Here is an 18,753-nt window from a genome sequence, read left to right on the forward strand (position 1 = left end):
CGCCGGCCTTACCAGGCTTCACGGCGGCCGGGGGCGGATCGGCTTCGCGCGAAGCCGCTTCCGGCACAGAAGGCTCTGCTGTATAAGGACGGCAGACGCCTTCTTCGACAAAGCGATCGGCGAGCTGCTCGCTCAGGTCCTCACCGACGGTCAGCGGCTCGCCTGGGGCCAAAAATAGACCGAGGACTGGAAAGTCGGCGCCGCTATCCTCGCGCGCGTAAATAATCTGGTCTCCGATATTCATATTCGTAAATCTCCAAATGAGGCGTGTAGAGCGCGGGTTACGAAAGGATCGTGGCGCGCGAGTAGAGGTTGATGGGCGTGACCGAGAGATAAATTCCCTCTTCTTTTCGCCAGTGGTATGTGGTCGAGAGCCCACCTTGCCGTAGCGGCATTTCCATGCTGTACCAGATCTGCTTCCCTTGACGACTGTGCGCTTGGTATTTGCGCATGATCGCCAGGATCTGCTCGGTCGCCCTGACGCATTGCTGTTTCCGGTCGGCGTCGGCGCCGCTCTCGGAAATGACGTACACCATCAAGACGAGCTGGGAGAACGGACAGTCTGTTCCCACGCCGCTCCCGCCCAGACTCCCATCACCGAGGCCCGATCCTGCGATTTCCAGCGTGATGTTATATTGCTCGCCCCGGGTCACCCCGTCCGGATCCGTCTTCAAGATCTCCTTGCCGCTGAAGGCGGCGGTGAACGATGGATCCGCGCGCAGCAATTCGATCAGCCGCGCTTGTTTATCCGATGAGGTGACGACGTCGTTGATGGTCATGGGAGGCTGGGCCTAAATTTCTGTATGGAGTGATGATGTCTCGCGAATGGAATAGTGGGGTCTAGCGGAGCGCCTTCGTCAGATCATCCACATAAGCGGCGGAGATCTGCGCCATGGCCCCTTCGTCGGACTTTGTGATGACGAGGAATGGGCGTGCGGGCTCATTATAACGGCGGCCTTTGGCGTCGCGCTTTTTGAAGCCCTTTTGATGACGCATGGCCCCGGGCCGGGCGGTGCCCTCGGTAAATCCGTCCGGCGTCATCGAATAGAGGGAATCGGCGACGCCGGGCCGGGTGGCCGTGGCCGATTCGATCAGTCCCCCGCTATCCCAGAGCGCCGGCGTGGTTTTGCTGACCTTACGCTTCTTGCGGGACGCCGGAAGAATGTCGGGATAACGCGGATCGCCGCCCCGGGTCATTCGCTCCTTGGTGCGGTCCGCGTAATAATTGGCCATGCGGTTTAATGCGGGAGCGGGCCGGCTAAGCCCCTCCCCCAGCCGGCTAAGTCCAGAAACGAGTTCATCCACGCCCACGATCTCCATCTCAAACTCGTTCATGGGGCAAACTCGCTTCAAGTGCCTTCGTAGGGCAACTCGCTACTTCCGATGGCAGACCGTGGCGTACAGGGTACAGATGTCCTGGCGCTCCTGAGGATGCACGCTATCGATGCGCCAGACGACGCCGCTCTGAACAAAGATATCTTGGCGTACGAGCGTTTTCGTATCGTAAACGACTCCGGCGAACTCGAACACGACCGGGCGGTCATCGGCCTGGTCCAGACCGTCCGTCGCAATGTAGCGGGACAGCGTCCTTAGGTCGTCCTTCTTGGTAGCTTTGACTTTTTCACCGGTGGGCAGTTTGATAGACTCGCCGTTTTCATGAAATACGGAGTTACCGTCGCTCTCTATCAGGTGAGCCTTTTGACGCGCCAAATTCTGCGCACGGCGACTGCACATCCCATATTCTCCCTTCATCGACCAGCCGAACATCACTCGCATCGAATTAGCTAACGTCACCCGTTCATTCGTTGGGATCCACCGCAAGCGTGTCGCTGGAGGCGACCGGTCGCCATCTATCCGTTTCCACAATCGAAAGCACGCAGTCCCAGTCCATCGGTGCGAGGACACGCACCATCAGTTCCAGCTTCCCATTCAGGAAGATCGTGCTCGCGTCCAGGAACTCAACCTCGGCGACACTCTCCGGAACGGTCACCTTCCTGTCCGGATCGGCGAGGGCCTTCAACAGGCTAAAGTAGTCGCTTACTGGAATTTGCAGAGCGTACAGCTGTTTCTCCATCAGATAACAACCTTCTTCTTATTCGCGACGACCGCATCAAACTTCTGGCGCCAGAGCGCGATCTGCGTGCTGAGCGGCGTAAACGAACCGGAGGCGTACACAACGTCCTCAATCTTCGCCACACCGTTCGTAAGCGCAAGTTCCACCTGCGGGGCCATCGCGAGCGCCGCCATCGCAAGTTCGGCGCTCCAAACGTCGTCCGGCATCCTGGCGCTGTAGCCCCAGTAGCCGGTGATGCTGACGCTGCGCCGAGCCGAGTAAGCAGGCGTGCCCAGCATCGAGATCTCCAGCAGGCTCCACGGAAGCCCATCGTTATCCGAATTCTCGGGACCCAGAAAGCACGTTTGACCCAGCGTCAGCTGCGCGCCGGCGGCAGTGATAAGGATAGAGCTCTCAAGATCGGGATCGCTGCAAAGGTCCTGTCCCAGGCTGAGGAAGCCGCGCGGGCCACGGGGCGGATCGTAGGTGCGCGTGCCGAGCTGCGCGATGAACTTGCGACCCGTTCCGCTTTCCATCAAGGCGACCGCGTCTTTGATCTTGTCGTCCAGATCGATCCGGTTGAAGGGCGTCTCTGCCCAGTCACACACGATGCCCGTTCCATCCCAAAATTTTTTCAAGTCGCCGCCGGTCGGGTGAGCATCGTATGGCATGGAGATTCCTCGCACGTATAATCTAAGAGGCCACCCGCGCCATTATTGATTGATCAATAATGGCGCAGGCGATTCAGGTTTTGTTAAGTTGAGGTTTTGTTAATCGGCGACTCTGTAGCCAGCCGCGCGTGCAAGGGCCACGGCGAGGGGCCTCGCTTCGAGAGTTTCCGCGCCTTCGATACCCTGCTCATTCGCCTGTTTGCGAATTTCTTCAATCGAAGCTTTCAGGATTTCGTCGACGACCTTATTCCCGCCGGCCTTGCCGCCGTTCGTTGGCGTATTCGCGGGCGCCGCCGCTGGGCCAGTCGGGGTAGGCTGCGAAGCTGTTTTCGTGACGCTGACCAGTGAAACATCGTTTGGATGCTCGCTGGCAGACGCCTCATCTTCCCACTCGCCGCCGACATAGATCTTGACTCCGGGCTGCCAGATGCCGTCGTTGGAGTGGACGGAGCGCATGAGGATCGCGGTCCCTTCGGCCTCTTCGGCGGGGATCAGCGCGACTTGCGGCAGCGTGATCTCCACTTTCTTGTTGAAGAGCGGATCCGCGTTGTGCGGGAAACTGTAGTCGCGCTCGATTGGGATGTTCGTGGTCCCAATCCGCACGGAAAGGACTGCCAGCAGTCCGGCAACGAGCAGATGCGGCGAGCCGTCCCCAATGAACTCACGGACTTTGCCGGAGACGCGCTCGTCGGTGTTCAAGCCGACTTTCGAGTGAAACATGCCTTTGCTATACATAATGACGAAATTCTCCGGCTCCGCCTGTGATCCAGGGAGCGACGAGTAAGGCCTGGCTCACGGAACATGTGATACGTGTGAGCCAGGCGAAGGAACCAAGGGCGCTTTTTAAGACGCCCGGGAGGCTTAGACGGCGCTGACGCCGGTACTCTTGGCGAAGTGCTTGGCGCTCTTCATGCGCAGCACCTCGAACACGGTGCAGATGAACGGGTACATCTGCGGCGCGTTTGTGGTCGGCGCGATCTCCTGGACGCAGTAGCCCTGGATGTTCTCGTTCGGAGCAAGCTGCGGGAGCTGCACCTGCGGCAGAACCTCGACGTCCGCCGAGGGCGAACCGTCGGGCAGTCGCTGAGATCCGAAGAGGATCGAGCCCGACGCCTGAAAGCGCGCGACGTGGACTGGAATGAGTTCGCCGGTGATCGGGTGAACGTATCCGGTCACCTTGACGCCGAGGACGGTCTCGCCGTTGCTGGTCGCCTGGACGCGGATGATCGATCCGTTTCCTTCGGCCAAGTGAACCAGGGACAGGCTTTCCTGCGCCGACATGATCATGTACGGGGTCTGGGCGCCCTGGAACCAGAGGCGGCGCAGCTGGTTGTCGATGTGCGCCGTGGTCAGCGCGCCGACGGCCGTCTGGATCTGGTCCGCGGGCGTGCCGTTCGCGGTGGTCACCAGGTTGTTCAGGCCGCTGAAGGCCAGCGGATTGGCGCCGTCGCCCCAGGGCGCGGCCACGGAGGAAGCGTCGCCGTTTAGGAGCGCGTTTTCCTCGTTCAGCATCAGGTTCCGGAGGGCGTTGGCCTTCTCCTGAGCGAGTTGGTTCTGGAAGTTCGCGCCGGCGGCATTCGCGAAGCCCGAGACCTGGCCGAAGGTGCCCATCAGCTTGTAGGATGCGAGCTGATTGACGTACTGGCTGGTGTGCTCGGCCGGAGCGCCGTTCTCGGCGAAGAACGTGCGCAGGTTACCGATTCCGGTGGAGCCGGTCTGCATATCCGCCAGAGCGACCGCAGTCCCGTTGGCGTGGTTGCTGGCGGGGTTGATGGTGATGTGGGTGCCATCTGCGATCGCGGTGATCGGCAGGTATTCCTGCGTGGCGCCGCTGTCGAGGTAGATGTATTTTCCGACCGCGAAGCCCGAAGAGCTTGCGACGGCGATCGACTGCGCAGCGCTGGCCACGATGGCCTGCGTGGTGGTCGTCGCGGCTGCGTAGCCGCCGCCGAGGCTGATCAGCTGGCGCCACTGCGAAGCGAGGCCCGATCCAACGCGGCGAGGCAGCATGTTGCGGATCGGCGTCTCGATCGGGATGAGGATCTTGGCCTCATCTTCCAGGTTCTCGCGCACCGGGAAGGCGCTGTTGCTGGAGAGGATCGCGCGCTGCAGCTGCTGCATGTTCATGCCCAGCTGGACCAGGACGCTGTTGACATCGCCGGTGAACTCGCCGCGCTGGAGCTTGCCCATCGTTTCGAACTGCTCCGTGGACATCAGCGACTGATCCAGCCCGCGCGTGATGATGGGAATGGACTGACCAGGCGTGAAACTGTTGTACTGGTTCGGAGAGAAAAAGCCGGCCTGAAGACCGAGTTCGGGAAGGTGGCCTTCCATTCGTACGTTCATTGAATAGTCTCCGTCCGGCGTGATCACCGAACTCATAAGAAGGCCCAGGTCAATATTGACCTGGGCGGTGGGTGCGAAAGGGATGTGAGTGAAGCGAAGGTGAAGAGAAGTTAGCCGAGCCGCTGGAGCGCCATTTTGATCTGCTGCATCTCGACGGCGCCGGCCTCACGTTTGGCGGCGTCGGGCTCGTTAACCAGATCCTTAAGTTGCTCCATGCGGCGTTGCAGCAGTTCTTTCGTCACGCCGTTTTGAGGCGCATCAGGATCGGTATTTGCGGTGAACGATCGTTCGCCGCCGTTATGCGCGCCGCCGCGCATCGGCGCAATCAACGGCATCGGAGCTTTTTCGAGATTGGCGATGCGCTCCAGGATGCCGGTGAGATCGGTTTTGACTGTGGTCACAGTCCCCTCAAGCCCAAGGAATTCGCCTTGGAGGCGGCTCAGAGTACTGTCCACGCCGTCCAAACGATTGAAGGCGGCGTTCGATCGACTGCGATCGGCCTCCAAATCGCCTTCCACGCGGGCGATCCGCGCAGTTTCCGGGTTCTCGCCCCCTTGGCCCCGGGTCAGGGCCGGATCAATTGCCCCGGTGACAACTTCCGAAGTGACGGCCCGGCGTTCTTTCGGGAGCGAGCTTCCTGCGACCATGGGGACGATGTAATTGGTGAATTGCTCGATTGACGCCCGCGCAAGATCCTCCTTGTTGGGCAAATCCGTGTAAGCGATATCCAGTAGCGCACTGAAGAGCGCATCGGAGGCCTCGTAACCGTACTCCCACATGGCGTCCTGGCTCATGCGGGCCGAGAAGGACGCGGGGGCGACAGCTTCCACGACTAGAACCTCGGTAACGACCAGATCTTCAGCGCGCTGAAGATCTGACGCCTCGTTTTCCTCCGTCGTGGAAGCCGCGGGAGGTTCGTCGCCAACGGTGGGCTGAATTTCCTCGGTCGGAACTTCCTCAATTTGAGTCTCGCTAGTGTGGGGCTCGCTGGTCTGGGTCTCGTCCCCCGCTTCGGCGGCTTTAATCGCGATGACCGTGGCTTCGTCCAACTGATCAATCTCGATCTCGTCCGTCATCGTCTCCGCGCGGAAGCACAGGAACTTAGCATCGGTGTCTTTCGGACGGTCCACCAGGCTCGTTTCACCCCAGAGACACTTCTCCACATCAAGTCCGCGCATGACCTTTGGCGCGACGCCGACCGAGAAACCTTTATAAACCCCTTCGGTCACCTTTTTCCAGGCCGCATCATCGACGACTTTGGCGCGGACAAAGGCGCCGCGCTCGTCCCATACGACGGACACCATCGTGCCGGCGGCGTTGGAGCCATGCATCTCGCGCAGCGCGCCCCAGTTCATGTAGTCGGCGGTCGCATCGATCATCGCCGAGCGCTTCAGGCGCACCCCGCCTTCGCCGTCGACAACTTCATTGACGAAGGCGTAACCTTCGACGATGCGCTCCGCTTCATCAACGCGGGTGATCGGATAGTAGAGAAAAGTCGGCTTGCCTTTGACGAACGTCATAAAAGTGTCTCCTGCGCGCTTTGCGCCGGTCGGTCCGGAGCGCGGTGCGCGAAGCCGGAATCAAAGCAGCCGCCTCCGAAATGGGAGCGGCTGCTGTATCGAATTATTGATGGATGAATAACCTGTGACGTCTTATTGGTCTGACGTATTATTCATTGCCTTTTGAAGTACCTTTGTCTTCGGAAGTGTCTTTTTCGGTCGTAACCTTTTGCGATTCTGCGTCCAGCGCCAGAGCATCCGCGATGCCGGGCGGGGCGTCGCCGCCGGCGTCGGTCGTCTCCGGAGGTGGCTTGATGGCGGCCGAGAGCGTGATAAAGGTGTTTGGAACCAGGATCTCGTCACCGCCGACGACGGGATCGAGCCCTTCCTCTTTGCGCGCTTCATTGATCGTCTTTTGCGGGACGCCGACCAGAACCTTGTTCCGCTCGGCGCGCTCCTGCGCCTTTTCCTCTCGACTGTTGATGTTCTTGACTTCGAGTTCCTTGAACCCTAGCCGCTCCAGAACGTCGTCGTAGAGTTCTTTGCGCCACTCCAGGAGGACGCCGGCGCCGAACGCGGACGTCGACTCCATGCTGCCTTCCTGGGAGACCTTGTACTGCTCGCCGGCGTAACCGATCGAAGCCGGCTGAACTCCCATGATCGCGCAGGTGCGGCGTAGGAGCCACAGTTTGAAGCCGTCGAAGTCCTGATCGGTGCGCGTGGGGTTACCGACCTTCGCGGATCCGGACGGCACCCATTTGGCTTTGCGCCGCGCGGCCGTGTCCCCCGAGAGCATGCCGTCCCAGTGCGACTGCCAGACCTTGATCTGGTCGGCGGTCCAGCCTTCCGGCACGGAGAAGACGTCGGAGGGTGAGCTGCCGTCCGTAAAGAAGGATAAGTCCCAGTTGTCCGCGCGCAGCGCGGCGTTGATCGTCATCACGAGCCATTCGACCGGCGAGGCGGGATATGGGCTGAAACTTCGCGTGTTCTCGGCGAGGCCTGCATACTCCATTTGAGCCGCCGTGTACCCGCTGACGAGAACGCCCTGGATCCACTGCTCCCAGATCTGATCGTTCGGGCCCGGCCACCCATAGGCGTCCATGCGGGGGCGAATGGTCGCCGCGTCCACTTCCACGGCCTGAAACAGCATCCCATCGCGGCGCGGATGGAAGAAGACGGCCCCGGCGCCCACGACGATCAAATCCTCCAGGATTGCGCCTTCGAAATGCGATCGCTTCCGGTTGAAGCCGCCGAGGCCTCCTTCACGCTTGAAGAACTCCTCTGCTTCGGCGATCTTCGCGGCGAGCGGCTCCGCCTGCTTCGCGTCCCGCGCCACGATCTGAATGGGGACCGATCTCACTTCGCGCTTCAGGTGCTGAATGCAGGAGCGAAGAATATCGTACGACTCCGCGAGCTGACGCAGCGTGTCGACCGTGACTTTGGACCCAGGACGGCGCTGGGGCGCCTGAGGCGTCGAATACCAAATAGGGTTGTCGTAGGCGTAGACGCCCGTAGGACCGCCGCCGACGCCAGGCTGCGGAGCCATCAGCGGCGAAAGAGCGCTCGTCATTGCGCGCTCGATGCCCTCCGACAGCGTCTTTGCCGCCTCGGAGTTCGCGTGCTCGGTTACCCGCTCCACGATCTGCGGGACCAGCGTGTCGGCGGCGGTGGCCATCACTTCCCGCGCGGCCGCGTTCGCAGCCGATCGCGCGATGGCCTCGACATCAATGGGCGGCGGCGCATCCGTCGCCGCCGTTTCTTGTTTTGACCATGGGAAACGCATGATGATCCATTCTGTGATGGGGCTCACGTCCCATTCTGCTCGCGCAGCCATTCCAGCAGGTCGCTGTTCTGCGCCCAGCTGCTGACGGCGAAGGCGAATCGGCGCAGCGCTTGCGTCAGCGCGTCGACATCGTCATCGTGCGCGGCGTTGGGGAAGCCGGTCAGGCTGCTGAGAAGCGCGTTGACCCAGGGAGCGATCAGCGGATGCGGCAGGTAGACGTTGCCGCTCTCGATCATCGGCGTCACGGCATGAGCGCGTACAACTTTATTGCCATCCGGCTCGACGGCAATAATCCCAGCGAGTTCCTTCTGGAGCGAGGAGATAACTGCGGGGCCGTTCGCCTTATCTTCCACGAGCTTGGTCAGCGCGAGCGGCCATTTCTCCGTCATCGCGCGGACAGCGGCGATGGTCTTCGTAAAGTCCAGTCGCTCCAGGACCTGGTCAAGAAGGAAGGCGTCCGCCAAGAGCTGCGCCCATACCTGTCCCGCAACAAAGTCGGAGCCGATGCTGTCCTTGAAGGACATATCCCACGACTGGATTTGCTGGTCGAACTTCTCAGGCAATTCTACGACGGGGCAGTCGTAGAATTTGCCGTCTTCGAGTACGGTGGTGACGGGCGGATACTTGCCGAGCATGCCCTGCGGCACCCAGAAGCGCCACCAGTGCTTTTTGAAGATGATGCCGGCGGCGGGCCTTGGGCTTTGCTGATGCTGCCCGGCAAAGTCCGTCTCCCCTAAATCTTTCTTGAGCTTGGCGAGAACCTCCTTGGTGAACATCTCGCCAAAGAGCAGTTCGCCGTACTCCTGCCTCGGATCCACCCAGAACTCGGAGCGGTCGCTGTCGATCACGACGAATGTGCGCGATCGCCTCTCCGGTTCAAACTCGGACGGCAGGCAAAGGTGCTCGAAGCCTCCTTTGGCCAGGATATGGCCGGAGAGGTCTTCCTCATGGAGTCGCTGCATGATCACGACGCGCTTGCCGCCGCGCGGATCGTTGATACGCGTGGGCATCACCTTGTCCCACCAGAAGATTGCCTCGTCGCGCGCGGCTTTTGAGTGCATCTCCTTGGCGTTCAGGGGGTCGTCGACGACAATCTTGTTTCCGCGAAAGCCCGTTGCGCGGCCGCCGACGGACATCGAAAAGCGGAAGCCCGTCTCGCTGTTCTGGAACCAGGACTTTACGTTCTGGTCGCCCTTCATCTCCCAGGCGGGCGCGAACCAGTCACGGTACCAGTCCGAGGTGATGAGGTCGCGGCAGCGGACACTGTCGCGGATAGCGAGGTCTACCGCGTACGAGGAGAAGAGGCTGCGCTCCATCGGATTCTGGAGCCATTCCCATGCGGGCCAGAAGACGCTGACGAGCAGCGATTTCATGTGGCCTGGGGGGATGTTGATCAACAGATCGCGGATATGTCCGAGAGTGACTGCTTCCAGGTGGTCGCAGATGCAGTCCACGTGCCAGTTATTGATCAGCGGCATTCCCGGCTCGATGATATGCCAGGAGTGTTGGACAAAATCACGCAGGTGAGCACGGGAAGCAATAATGTTGCGACGCCGTCGCTCAGCGGCAAGCTGGGCCGGCGTCCAGATCGTCACGGATTTGCCGGCGTGGTCGACGGCGAGCGGCTTACTCGGCGGCGCCTGGCTCTGCGTCGCCGCCGTGGAAGATTTTGGCGTTGATGCTTTCAAGAGCGGCTAATTCCTCATCGCTGAGAACGGCAAGCTCGGGAGGCGGCGTTTCATTGACAAACGAAACCGGCCCGCCGTCTTTGCCCGTCAGTTCCCGGCGATTGGTGAACATGCCGCCGCGTTCTTTCGCCGCCTGCTCGATCGCCTGCATCAGCATGCCTTTGTTGCCCGCCTCTTTGGACTGATCCACAACGCTTTGAAGCTCTCGAAGGCGAACCGCCTGATGGGCGATCGGGATATCGTCGACGCGTTCGACGAAAAGCCGCCGGCGCTCGGCGAACAAGGCTTTCAGATCGTCAGGAAGCTCTTTGTCGCCTTGCGCAGTGTGGGGGTTGTAGCGGTTGATGGTGGACTTGGCCACGTCACGGCCGTCCCAAAGCTCGGCGATCTCTTTCTGGATCTCGGAAGGCCCCGCCCACTGGGCGAGGCGCTCGATGATATAAAGAAGGATCTCGTTTGGCAGGGCGCGCGACGGCTTCGGAGCGGCGATTGCTTCCGGCGCCGGATTCGCGGCCGCTTTACTTTTCGGAGCCGACTTAGCAGGTACTTTCACCGCGACGGCACTGGCGGTTTTACGAGGACGCCCCCGCTTGGGTGGTTCAGCCATAGTCATTCAGCCCCTAAACGAGACGCAGGCAGTTACCGCACGCCGCTTTGATCTGAGCCGCGCCGATCAGCGGCGGCAGGTTCGCGACCCGCACGAGCTCAGCGGTCGCGCCGGCGGCGGCGCCTGGGCCGTAGCGCTCAACGACGCCAACAAACTCCTCAACGTCATGGCCCACGAGCGTCAGGACCGGATTGCCCGTTTCCTTGTTGAACGCGAGGCCGCCGTCTTTATCCCGCTTGTGGGCGATATGGTATAGCTCGTGGTCGATCAGAGCGCAGAAATTGATGTCCGGATTCTCGGCGGCGTACACGGCGTCCAGCGTGATGAGGTATTCGATGTTGCGGCCGAACCATTGATCCATCTGAAGGTCATGGCGGGCCTTCGCCCATTTATTGCCCTGGCTGATCGGCTTCTCGGTCATACCGGCGACGGCGTGGCCACCGCGCGAGTTCGGCGCGTTGGTCCACAGAAACGCGAGCGACGCGTCTCGCAGATGCTTGTGCGCGGGATTGAAGAGCGGACCGGCTTCACTCAGGATCGCGCGCTTCACCCATTCGAGCAGATCGTCGTCTGGCTTGAAGCCGACGTGCATGCGGCTATGCTGAAGATGATCCGGCGGCATCGGCCGCTGAAGGATTGCGCGCTCGATTTGTCTTTGTGTTGCCGGCATTAGAGACACCGATCTACATGAGAGAAGCGGATCTGGCCCGGTACGCGCTGTATCTTCAGCGGGAGCGGGTAACGGCTTGCGATCCGAGAGCTACCGCCTCACGCGTGCCTCGGATGCCAGGTAAATGATTGATCTACGACCGCTGAACTACGCGTCAATGTTGTAGGGACGCCGGCGAGGTCTTTTGCGAGGCGCCGTGATGGGAGTCTGGTCGGCAGCGGGTATCAGCGGAGCGGCTGTCATATTTGCTTGCGGGGTATCGATGATCATTCCAGAAGGGGTCCGAACTCGGATCATCAAGGTTTCCGGCGCGCTAGCTGCTCGAAAGCTCGGAACCGTGTCCGGTTTGCTGAGCCACATCCCGGTGACCACGCCGCGAATTACGACGGGTTCACCGATTTGCATATCCGCCTCGCGCCTGGTGCGCCAGGTTCCTCGCCTGCCGACGGATCCGCTTGTTTCGCGCCGCGAGGTTCGTGACGATGCCCGTCCACGTCGCCGGCGCTGTCTGCTCTGCCCGGGATGGACGTCGCTGACGGCGCCTCAGGATCGGCGTCGCCGGCGCGCGGTAGGGAACATAATAGGTAATAGGCATGGAGGCGCGAATGGATGCCCGCTCTCCGTCGCGAACGAAGGCCTGCGCGGCGGCTCCCGCGATCGCCAGCTGGACAATCGCCGCTTGCATCGAACTGATTGAACGTGTCCGCATGTCTGCCCCTATCCTCTGTAGTTCCAGGTCGTCTTCAGCTGGCGGTCCGCTTCGGCGCGCGCCGCGCGCTCACGGACGATCTTTCGAACACGATCCATCTCCGACGCCGCGTACACTTCGCTGCATCCCAGCCGGCCAGCGGCCGTGGCCGGCGAGATCTCCCGCGCCACCAGCTCTTCCCACAATTTCTGGGTCACTCGGGGCATGGGAGACTCCGGCGCTCAGACGGCGGCAGGCGGGTCGCCGCCCCCGGGCCAGATCGCCCAGACAATCGACGCCGCAAATAAGATCAGCAAAATGAGAGATGGGAGGTAAGCAGGCATCATGCCGCCGCCGATCGCTGGGCGACGCGGGAGTTCTGGATCATCTCGCCCATAATGCCGTCGTGAGCGCACTTGAAGGGGAGTCGGTCAGGGTCTGGAAGCTGCTTGCCAAGCACACAAGGCTCAACAATCACATCTTCAGTGCCGTCAATGACCGCGTGGTGATCGGAGATCTGGAGCTTGATCATCGGGATCTCGCGCTTAACGAGATTGGCGTTGCGATCGATCTCCGCCTGAGTATACGGTCGGTATGCTTTTTCGATACCGCGCGAGGTGGAAACGGTCTGATATCCCATTCCTACTTCCAGCGCCGCGATTTTACGCGTCCCTTCGAACCGGCGGCTCAGCGGGGCTGCGTTCCAGGCGCGCGCGGCCCGCAGTTCCTTGCGGGCGCGATCGATGGGCATCTTGAGCAAAAGCGCCATCCCCGCCGCCGTCGCATTGGGGTAGTAGATTACGAATTGAGTAGCAGTCATGAGGGCCTCGCTTGAGGAAGAAGAAGGGCGGAGACAAAAATCAGGCAAAAAATAAGATGCACTTACGGCGGGTAACCGTGAGTGCGTCCAGCAGCATCCGATCTTTAACGTCGAGATCTAGCGACGGCTTATGAATGATATCGGAGTGTTTAGCGAGGGCTTCCGGATTGGAACGCCCCCGCCTGTGGATCTGGGATCACGCGATCCGTTGGTGAGAAGGCAGGAAGATCAATTATTCATCGATCAATAATTCTGAAAAATCAATCGTAACAAGCGCTAATCTGTTGCGCCTCTCTCGTGGGGATCGATCTCCCCAGGGTTCGCCGCTGGAGCGGCCTTCGTTGTTTGTTCGGTTCAGCGAAGCGCGGGAGACAGTCCTGTCTGCAACCGGATCAAATTCGGAGCGGCGACCCTGTGAAAAGTACGACCGCCCCAATCGTCACATATTACTCCAGGAACGGCGAGCCTTCCAGGTGGTGAAGGGCCGTCCTCAATGCTGGAGTGATTAAATTATCGCATAGCGAACATCCGTTGTCTATAGTGAACGCTTAATTGGTATGCTCAAAATGTGGACTCCCCACATTTTGAGCATAGTAGGCGGCTTTTAAGCCGCCTTCAGCGTCTCCATCTCCGCTTCCAGGCGCTCGCGATACTCCTCGCAGGTACGCTCCGGGATATTACTCGTCTCCGCCAGCTCTTCGACGGTTGGACGGGTGACGAACATCCGGCCGCTGGTCCGCCGATTGTTATGATAGATGTAATGTTCTCGGAAAACGTCTTCCGCGCTGCGGTACGGCAGAGGATAAGGCAACACCGCGTCTACGTTGACCGGTGTCGGACGCCCCATCGTCTCTTCGAGATGCTTCCGGTACCGCCGGCACGTGATCCGCGTCAGCCCCGACATCTGAAGCTCGCCCAGCGACGGACGAACGTCCGCCATCCCGTCGCGCGTCCGTCGATACACGATATACAGGTAATGAGCCGTAAAGACATCTTCGCGTTCGACATGCGGCGGAGGCGCAGGCAGCTCGCCGGTCCGCGCGGCCTCTTCAATTTGCTCCGGCGTGTGTGGTTGTCCAAACCCGGTCGATAACATCAGAACTCCTTGGGCTCCAAATGCCCCGGCAAATACAGTGGGTGGCGCGGCTGCCCGTCTTTGGTGAGAGCCAGGTACTGAAGGCGAAAGCCGTTCGACGTCAGAAGCGAGTGGACAGCATAGCACCGCTCCATGTGCTCGCCGTGTGCGCCCCAGGCCGCAATGATGCCGCCGGCGCGGCCAGCCGCAGCGATCAGCTTCTCGTCGTTCTCCGCGCCGATCGGATCGGCCGCGCGCTTCATCTCGCGTGGATCCGTCGCTCGGTATGCGAAGAGGTTGACCATTATCAACCCGCCATACCCCAGGCGCCGCGCGAAGCCCCGGCATTTGCGGATCGTGTTGTCATCCTCGTTTTCGTCAGCGGTCGATGGATTGAGACCCACGAACATCAACGGCGCCTCCGCCCCCCACATTCGCCAGAGCGAGTAGCGATATCTGCGGTCCGCGCTGAACTCGGCGCCGAGTTCAATTGACCTGTCCGCCTCGGCCACTCTGTTACTTGATGCTACCATCGTTGCATTCTCCCTTCTGCGTCCGTGGCTCCCACTGAGCCTCGTCCATCACCAGCGCTTGAAGGCTCTGACCATCTGCCTGAAGATTGATCGCCATCTGGTAGATGTGCCCTGCCCGGGCGCGCTCAGCAGCGCCGTCGGCGAGCAATCGATGCGCTTGCAGCGAGGCGCAGTTGCGGCAGCGACGCCCGAGGCCCGCGATCTGCACGAGCAAAGGAACGTCGTATCCGCAGCCTGGGCACTCTTCCGTCAGCAAGATATTCACCTCACTCCTGTACTGAAAATGGATCAACGTTCTCGTCGTTGGCGTCGAACTCCGTCTGCCGGTAGTCCGGGCCGTCCATAACCACGTATGCGCAGAGCCCGAGCAGGCGGGAAACTGTTCTCTCGCCGTAGTGCGCCCGCAGCTGATCCTTCGTCAGGTTGGTTGTCGCAAGCGTCGTCAGTCGTCGCTCATAGCGATAATCCATGAGCTTGAAAAACTGCTCTCTGGCCCAGCCGCCGTTTTCGTCGGAGCGGATCGACTCGGCGCCCAGATCATCCAGGAGCAGCACATCCGCCGTCGCAAATTCCGTGAAGATCTGGAAAGATGATTGGGCGCAGCCGCCTCCGTTCCGATAGCTTTCCCGGTACTTGTCGAGCAGTTCGACGGTCTTGACGACCCGGCACTTCGCGCGTTTTTCGCGGATCAGCGCCATCACCAGAGCGTACATGAAATAGGTCTTTCCCGGCCCCTTCCCCGGCGACGCCAGCACCAGGCCGTTGAAGCGAACGTTCCAGTCCCTCTGCCACTGATCCGCGATCTGGAAACAGAGCTGGTAGGCGCGCCAGTTCCACTGGCAATCCGCATCTGGTTTACGGAGAATCAGCGGCAGCCCAGTCTCCGCTGTGCTGAAGTTTGCCGTTAGCATCCGCTCGGGAATGCCGGCCGTCCGTCCGTCACGGCGGACGCCGTGCTCGCGAGCCTCCGCGCGGCGCCGCAATTCTTCCGGTGTCGGCGGCCCTTCGGGTTTACGCTGGCGCGCTTCCTCCAATCGGCGCATAAGGCCAGCTGGGCAAGTTTCCTCGAAGGGTTTATCTTCCGGCCGCGCAGCATTATCTCGGCCAAGGATCGGCTTCACGCCGCTTTCCTGGATCCACTGCCCGATTTGATCGAGCAGCGCGCCACCGGCGGTTTCAAATTTTGTGTGCTGCTCAGATTTCGTGTGCCTGCTTGTGGGCTGACTTCCATGCGCCGGACGAGTCTGCTTCTCCCTGTTTGCCTGCTCCATCTGCTCCCCCTTTCTTGCCCCATCCTACGCCGCGCGGCTGATTATACGCGCCTCGCCCCGGCCCATCCCTCGCCTTCGGATCCCGATCGCGGCCAGCTTTTGGATCATGGTCGCGCCGATAGATTTCCAGTGATTGGAAAGGTGCCGTCCACTCCCAGCGTCGTTCCCGCAGCCACTTCTGAGGCGTCGTGAGCGTGCTGCGCTCACGAGCCTGGACAGGCCGCGCCGCCAGCGGCGCCAGGGCGGCTTCGATTTTGTCCCAGTCCGCTTCCGTGGGAGACGCCTCGGCCCATGCAGCGTCCACGGCCTGGGGCGAGGTCGTGAGCGGATAGCGCGCCTTGAACTCCTCGCGCCTCGTCAGCGGCGCCGGCGGCGAATACCCCGGCTCGCCTGGGGGGATAGCCGGCACCGGGGGACCTTGCTGAGGACCACCCCGCGACGATCGCAGATGAGGCCATGCCTGGACGACAGGATCGTCGTCATCCGGCTCAGCTCCCCCAGCACCTCCCTGAGACGAAACCCGGGCGCCAGCCCCGCGCGGCGCCTCGCCGGAAGACGCACGTTCTGAATCTTCTTTGATTCCCGGAGTCTTAATCCCAGGAGTCTTGATTCGTTCATGTGGTGAACCTGCACGTTCACAATATGAACCTGCACGTTCATGTGGTGAACCTGCAGGTTCATATTGTGAACGTGGGACGCTCTCACGTTCATCCTGTGAGGGTGGCGCGGGCGTTTGCGCATTCAGATGTTCGTCGTCTTCATTGCCAGGTTCACATTGTGAACCTGAGACTTTCGCGCCTGCCGTGCGCCGCTCCGCGATCTCGTCCCAGAAGATCTTGTTATCTGGCCAGACGTCGACGACGCGCATATGGTGTTTGGGGCTGCCTCCGTGGCGTCCAGCCTTCTTCTCGCAGACAAGCAGCGACTTCCCGCCCAGCTCCTCACGAGGCGCAAAGAGGATCTTCTTGCTCGCGCTGACTTTCCCCGCGCTCATGACCGCTTCTTCGGCGAGCGTCTCCGTGCTCTTGTAGCAGACGCCGTCCTCGCCAGCTGTTTTCACGACGTGGGAATAGAGGGCAAACGCGAACGGGTCGAGCCGCATCTCGTAGACGATGTTCGGGATTTCCGTGCGCCGATTTTTGCGCCCTTGTTCTGGCTGATCGTCCGTGTTCATTCGCTTCCGTTCACAAGAATAAATCGATTCACATTAATCGTTCGAAAATCAATAATCCGGCTTTGCTGACGCCGCACTGCGTCCAGCCAGCCATGAGAAAACACCGTCCAGGATGCTCCTTGGGCCGGACAGCCGACGCATTCACGAATGTAAAATGTCTCTCGCCTGGCCAGCGTCGCCACGCCACTTCGTCCGCCTCCGTGATCAGCGAGGAACTGAGTACTCCTCCCTCATTGCGAAACGCGACGCAGTTGACGCCGATCTGACCATCCTGCCGAAAGTCTTCTTTGCGCCAGATGAAGATCGCCGTTCCATTGCCGGCGATCAGCACGATGCGCGCGCCGGGCCCAACAAACTGACGCTGACGTGGGCGACGGTTTTTGACGGCGCTATAGTGGCGACTGCGGATCGCATAACACTCCTGATTTCCGTCCCGCCCGGTGTACCAGTGCTTGGATGCCCGTACATAGCCCGACCGGGACGGCGGGAAGAGAACTCCCGTCGTCCCATGATTGCCGCTCATCGCACCAGCTCCTCCGGCACACTGAACCAGCCCTGTTGGCCGCTGTACTCAATTGGCTCTTCGAACCGCCGCACGAACTCCGTCACGATCGCATAGCGCCCCGGATTGTAGTCGCCGAACGCCGTCTCGTACTCGCCGTAGCGATGCCGGGCGGCCGCTTTGGAAATCGTCTGCCGGCAGTCGACGATATTGACCTCGCAGAGCAGCGCCCGGCAGATCATCCGTTCGCGCAGCATCTTGTCGTAGGCGGGCGCGCTGAGACCGCCCAGCAGCGACCAATCCACATCCGCGAAGATCGTGGCGAGAAAGACCTCGCGAAAGGGTTGATCCCAGCAGATCTCGCGCTGCTCCGGCGTGAACTGCTGGCTGGCATGGATGATCACTGGGCCTCGGTAGGCGGTCCCCCAGCCGCGCGTTTCGTTGCGCTTCTCTTCCAGCGCCATCAGGATTGCCCAGGGCTCCCAGAGCGAGATTGCCGGGATATAACCGGGTTTGTTCGAAGGATTACGGATCACGGTTTTGCTGCTTCCTCTTCCAGTTCTTCGAGCCGCTTCACGTTTTGGGCAATCTTCAGGGCAGTCTCCGGCGTCGCCTCAAATCCAGACGCCACGCCGCGAAACTGTTTATGCCCCGGCGGCTTCGCGGCGACGGCCCACCGCCAGTTCGGCGCCGGCCAGCTGGTATCGTGATGGATCTCGATCAACCGAATCGTCGCCTCCGTCAGATTGCGCATAGCACGCTTAGGAGCTGACTTGATCACTTTTCTCTCCGCTCGTCTTCCCGGTGCAGTCCACCGCTTGCGTGGATGTCAGCGCCGTCTCCAGCGCCTCTCCCGCATTGATGGCCAGCATCGCGTCGGCCATCTCCGCCACTCGCCTGGCGCGTCCCTCTTTCGTCCGCGCATATCGCAGCAGTTCGTTATGCTCAGCGCGCGTGAGGACCACATGGTTGTAGAGGAGCCGCTCAGCGTCGGCTTCGAATCCGGCGCGGTCCTCGTCGTGCATCAAGAGGATTTCGCTGTTCGTGTGGCCATGCGCTCTTAGCAGAAGGCAGGCGACGCGGCGGATTACGCTCTCCCCGGGTTGTGCCGGCGTGCGCAGCGCGCGCTCCTCTCGCAGCATGGCCACCAGGTCGGCGATCATCATGTCGCGCTCTTCCACGTAGGCGCGAATATGACGAATCACCATCCATGGGTAGTCCCAGAGGTCCGGATGATCGGGATAGACGATTTGCCAAATATCGTTGAGATTTTCCGTATGTGTGCGTCGGGTGTCAGCGAGTTGCGCTTGCAATTCAATAATCTTTTGCTCGGCTTCCGCCATCTGCTGATCCGTTTCCGTAATCAATCCCAT

General features: G+C 60.8%; 26 protein-coding genes. All 26 read right to left on the reverse strand.

Annotated features, from left to right (window positions below):
• Positions 1-244, reverse strand: a 244-nt coding sequence (locus ABIZ35_RS25535) for a hypothetical protein (protein ID WP_348222760.1), incomplete at its 3' end; no start/stop codon positions are given.
• A gap of 37 nt (positions 245-281) precedes the next feature.
• The gene (locus ABIZ35_RS25540; RefSeq protein ID WP_348222761.1) at positions 282-779 is read right to left on the reverse strand and encodes a hypothetical protein; all 498 of its coding nucleotides are present in this window, start codon (positions 777-779) and stop codon (positions 282-284) included.
• Positions 780-840: 61 nt separating this feature from the next.
• Positions 841-1,335 carry a phage virion morphogenesis protein gene (locus ABIZ35_RS25545; protein ID WP_348222762.1) on the reverse strand — a complete coding sequence of 165 codons (495 nt, stop codon included), beginning with the start codon at positions 1,333-1,335 and terminating at the stop codon, positions 841-843.
• A 39-nt stretch (positions 1,336-1,374) separates the two neighbouring features.
• On the reverse strand, positions 1,375-1,734 hold the full coding sequence (locus ABIZ35_RS25550; protein WP_348222763.1) for a hypothetical protein: 360 nt from the start codon (positions 1,732-1,734) through the stop codon (positions 1,375-1,377).
• Between the two features lie 64 nt (positions 1,735-1,798).
• A complete protein-coding gene (locus ABIZ35_RS25555) occupies positions 1,799-2,074 on the reverse strand; it encodes a hypothetical protein (RefSeq protein WP_348222764.1) in 276 nt (91 codons plus the stop codon).
• Positions 2,074-2,724, reverse strand: coding sequence for a hypothetical protein (locus tag ABIZ35_RS25560; RefSeq protein ID WP_348222765.1), 651 nt, complete (start codon positions 2,722-2,724; stop codon positions 2,074-2,076). The genes ABIZ35_RS25555 and ABIZ35_RS25560 overlap by 1 nt, the downstream gene beginning before the upstream one ends.
• A 99-nt stretch (positions 2,725-2,823) precedes the next feature.
• A complete protein-coding gene (locus ABIZ35_RS25565) occupies positions 2,824-3,459 on the reverse strand; it encodes a hypothetical protein (RefSeq protein WP_348222766.1) in 636 nt (211 codons plus the stop codon).
• Between the two features lie 126 nt (positions 3,460-3,585).
• Positions 3,586-5,070 (reverse strand): DUF5309 family protein, encoded by a 1,485-nt coding sequence (locus ABIZ35_RS25570; RefSeq protein WP_348222767.1) that lies wholly within the window; start codon positions 5,068-5,070, stop codon positions 3,586-3,588.
• A 110-nt stretch (positions 5,071-5,180) separates the two neighbouring features.
• Positions 5,181-6,590, reverse strand: a complete 1,410-nt coding sequence (locus ABIZ35_RS25575) for a hypothetical protein (RefSeq protein WP_348222768.1) — start codon at positions 6,588-6,590, stop codon at positions 5,181-5,183.
• 148 nt (positions 6,591-6,738) lie between these two features.
• Entirely contained in the window at positions 6,739-8,379 is a 1,641-nt protein-coding gene (locus ABIZ35_RS25580) for a hypothetical protein (RefSeq protein WP_348222769.1), read from the reverse strand.
• Positions 8,376-10,040 (reverse strand): phage terminase large subunit, encoded by a 1,665-nt coding sequence (terL, locus tag ABIZ35_RS25585; RefSeq protein WP_348222770.1) that lies wholly within the window; start codon positions 10,038-10,040, stop codon positions 8,376-8,378. Before terL ends, ABIZ35_RS25580 begins: the two co-directional genes overlap by 4 nt.
• Positions 9,979-10,647 (reverse strand): DUF2280 domain-containing protein, encoded by a 669-nt coding sequence (locus ABIZ35_RS25590; protein WP_348222771.1) that lies wholly within the window; start codon positions 10,645-10,647, stop codon positions 9,979-9,981. Before ABIZ35_RS25590 ends, terL begins: the two co-directional genes overlap by 62 nt.
• A gap of 13 nt (positions 10,648-10,660) precedes the next feature.
• Positions 10,661-11,317 carry a putative metallopeptidase gene (locus ABIZ35_RS25595; RefSeq protein ID WP_348222772.1) on the reverse strand — a complete coding sequence of 219 codons (657 nt, stop codon included), beginning with the start codon at positions 11,315-11,317 and terminating at the stop codon, positions 10,661-10,663.
• A gap of 147 nt (positions 11,318-11,464) precedes the next feature.
• The gene (locus ABIZ35_RS25600; protein WP_348222773.1) at positions 11,465-11,722 is read right to left on the reverse strand and encodes a hypothetical protein; all 258 of its coding nucleotides are present in this window, start codon (positions 11,720-11,722) and stop codon (positions 11,465-11,467) included.
• Complete coding sequence (locus tag ABIZ35_RS25605) at positions 11,709-12,026, reverse strand: hypothetical protein (RefSeq protein ID WP_348222774.1); 318 nt, start codon at positions 12,024-12,026, stop codon at positions 11,709-11,711. The genes ABIZ35_RS25600 and ABIZ35_RS25605 overlap by 14 nt, the downstream gene beginning before the upstream one ends.
• Positions 12,027-12,034: 8 nt before the next feature.
• Positions 12,035-12,232: a hypothetical protein gene (locus ABIZ35_RS25610; RefSeq protein ID WP_348222775.1), complete on the reverse strand. Its 198-nt coding sequence runs from the start codon at positions 12,230-12,232 to the stop codon at positions 12,035-12,037.
• Between the two features lie 116 nt (positions 12,233-12,348).
• Entirely contained in the window at positions 12,349-12,825 is a 477-nt protein-coding gene (locus ABIZ35_RS25615) for a hypothetical protein (RefSeq protein WP_348222776.1), read from the reverse strand.
• A 604-nt stretch (positions 12,826-13,429) separates the two neighbouring features.
• On the reverse strand, positions 13,430-13,921 hold the full coding sequence (locus ABIZ35_RS25620; protein WP_348222777.1) for a hypothetical protein: 492 nt from the start codon (positions 13,919-13,921) through the stop codon (positions 13,430-13,432).
• Entirely contained in the window at positions 13,921-14,433 is a 513-nt protein-coding gene (locus ABIZ35_RS25625) for a DUF1643 domain-containing protein (protein ID WP_348222778.1), read from the reverse strand. The genes ABIZ35_RS25620 and ABIZ35_RS25625 overlap by 1 nt, the downstream gene beginning before the upstream one ends.
• On the reverse strand, positions 14,417-14,698 hold the full coding sequence (locus ABIZ35_RS25630; protein WP_348222779.1) for a hypothetical protein: 282 nt from the start codon (positions 14,696-14,698) through the stop codon (positions 14,417-14,419). Before ABIZ35_RS25630 ends, ABIZ35_RS25625 begins: the two co-directional genes overlap by 17 nt.
• A gap of 1 nt (position 14,699) precedes the next feature.
• The gene (locus tag ABIZ35_RS25635) at positions 14,700-15,704 is read right to left on the reverse strand and encodes an ATP-binding protein (RefSeq protein ID WP_348222780.1); all 1,005 of its coding nucleotides are present in this window, start codon (positions 15,702-15,704) and stop codon (positions 14,700-14,702) included.
• Positions 15,628-16,878 (reverse strand): hypothetical protein, encoded by a 1,251-nt coding sequence (locus tag ABIZ35_RS25640; RefSeq protein WP_348222781.1) that lies wholly within the window; start codon positions 16,876-16,878, stop codon positions 15,628-15,630. The genes ABIZ35_RS25635 and ABIZ35_RS25640 overlap by 77 nt, the downstream gene beginning before the upstream one ends.
• Positions 16,879-16,906: 28 nt before the next feature.
• Positions 16,907-17,401, reverse strand: coding sequence for a hypothetical protein (locus ABIZ35_RS25645; protein WP_348222782.1), 495 nt, complete (start codon positions 17,399-17,401; stop codon positions 16,907-16,909).
• Positions 17,398-17,916: a hypothetical protein gene (locus ABIZ35_RS25650; RefSeq protein ID WP_348222783.1), complete on the reverse strand. Its 519-nt coding sequence runs from the start codon at positions 17,914-17,916 to the stop codon at positions 17,398-17,400. Before ABIZ35_RS25650 ends, ABIZ35_RS25645 begins: the two co-directional genes overlap by 4 nt.
• Positions 17,913-18,161 (reverse strand): hypothetical protein, encoded by a 249-nt coding sequence (locus ABIZ35_RS25655; protein WP_348222784.1) that lies wholly within the window; start codon positions 18,159-18,161, stop codon positions 17,913-17,915. The genes ABIZ35_RS25650 and ABIZ35_RS25655 overlap by 4 nt, the downstream gene beginning before the upstream one ends.
• Positions 18,142-18,753 carry a hypothetical protein gene (locus ABIZ35_RS25660; protein WP_348222785.1) on the reverse strand — a complete coding sequence of 204 codons (612 nt, stop codon included), beginning with the start codon at positions 18,751-18,753 and terminating at the stop codon, positions 18,142-18,144. The genes ABIZ35_RS25655 and ABIZ35_RS25660 overlap by 20 nt, the downstream gene beginning before the upstream one ends.

Origin of the sequence: Capsulimonas sp. (assembly GCF_039929585.1) — a bacterium.
Classification (GTDB): Bacteria; Armatimonadota; Armatimonadia; order Armatimonadales; family Capsulimonadaceae; genus Capsulimonas.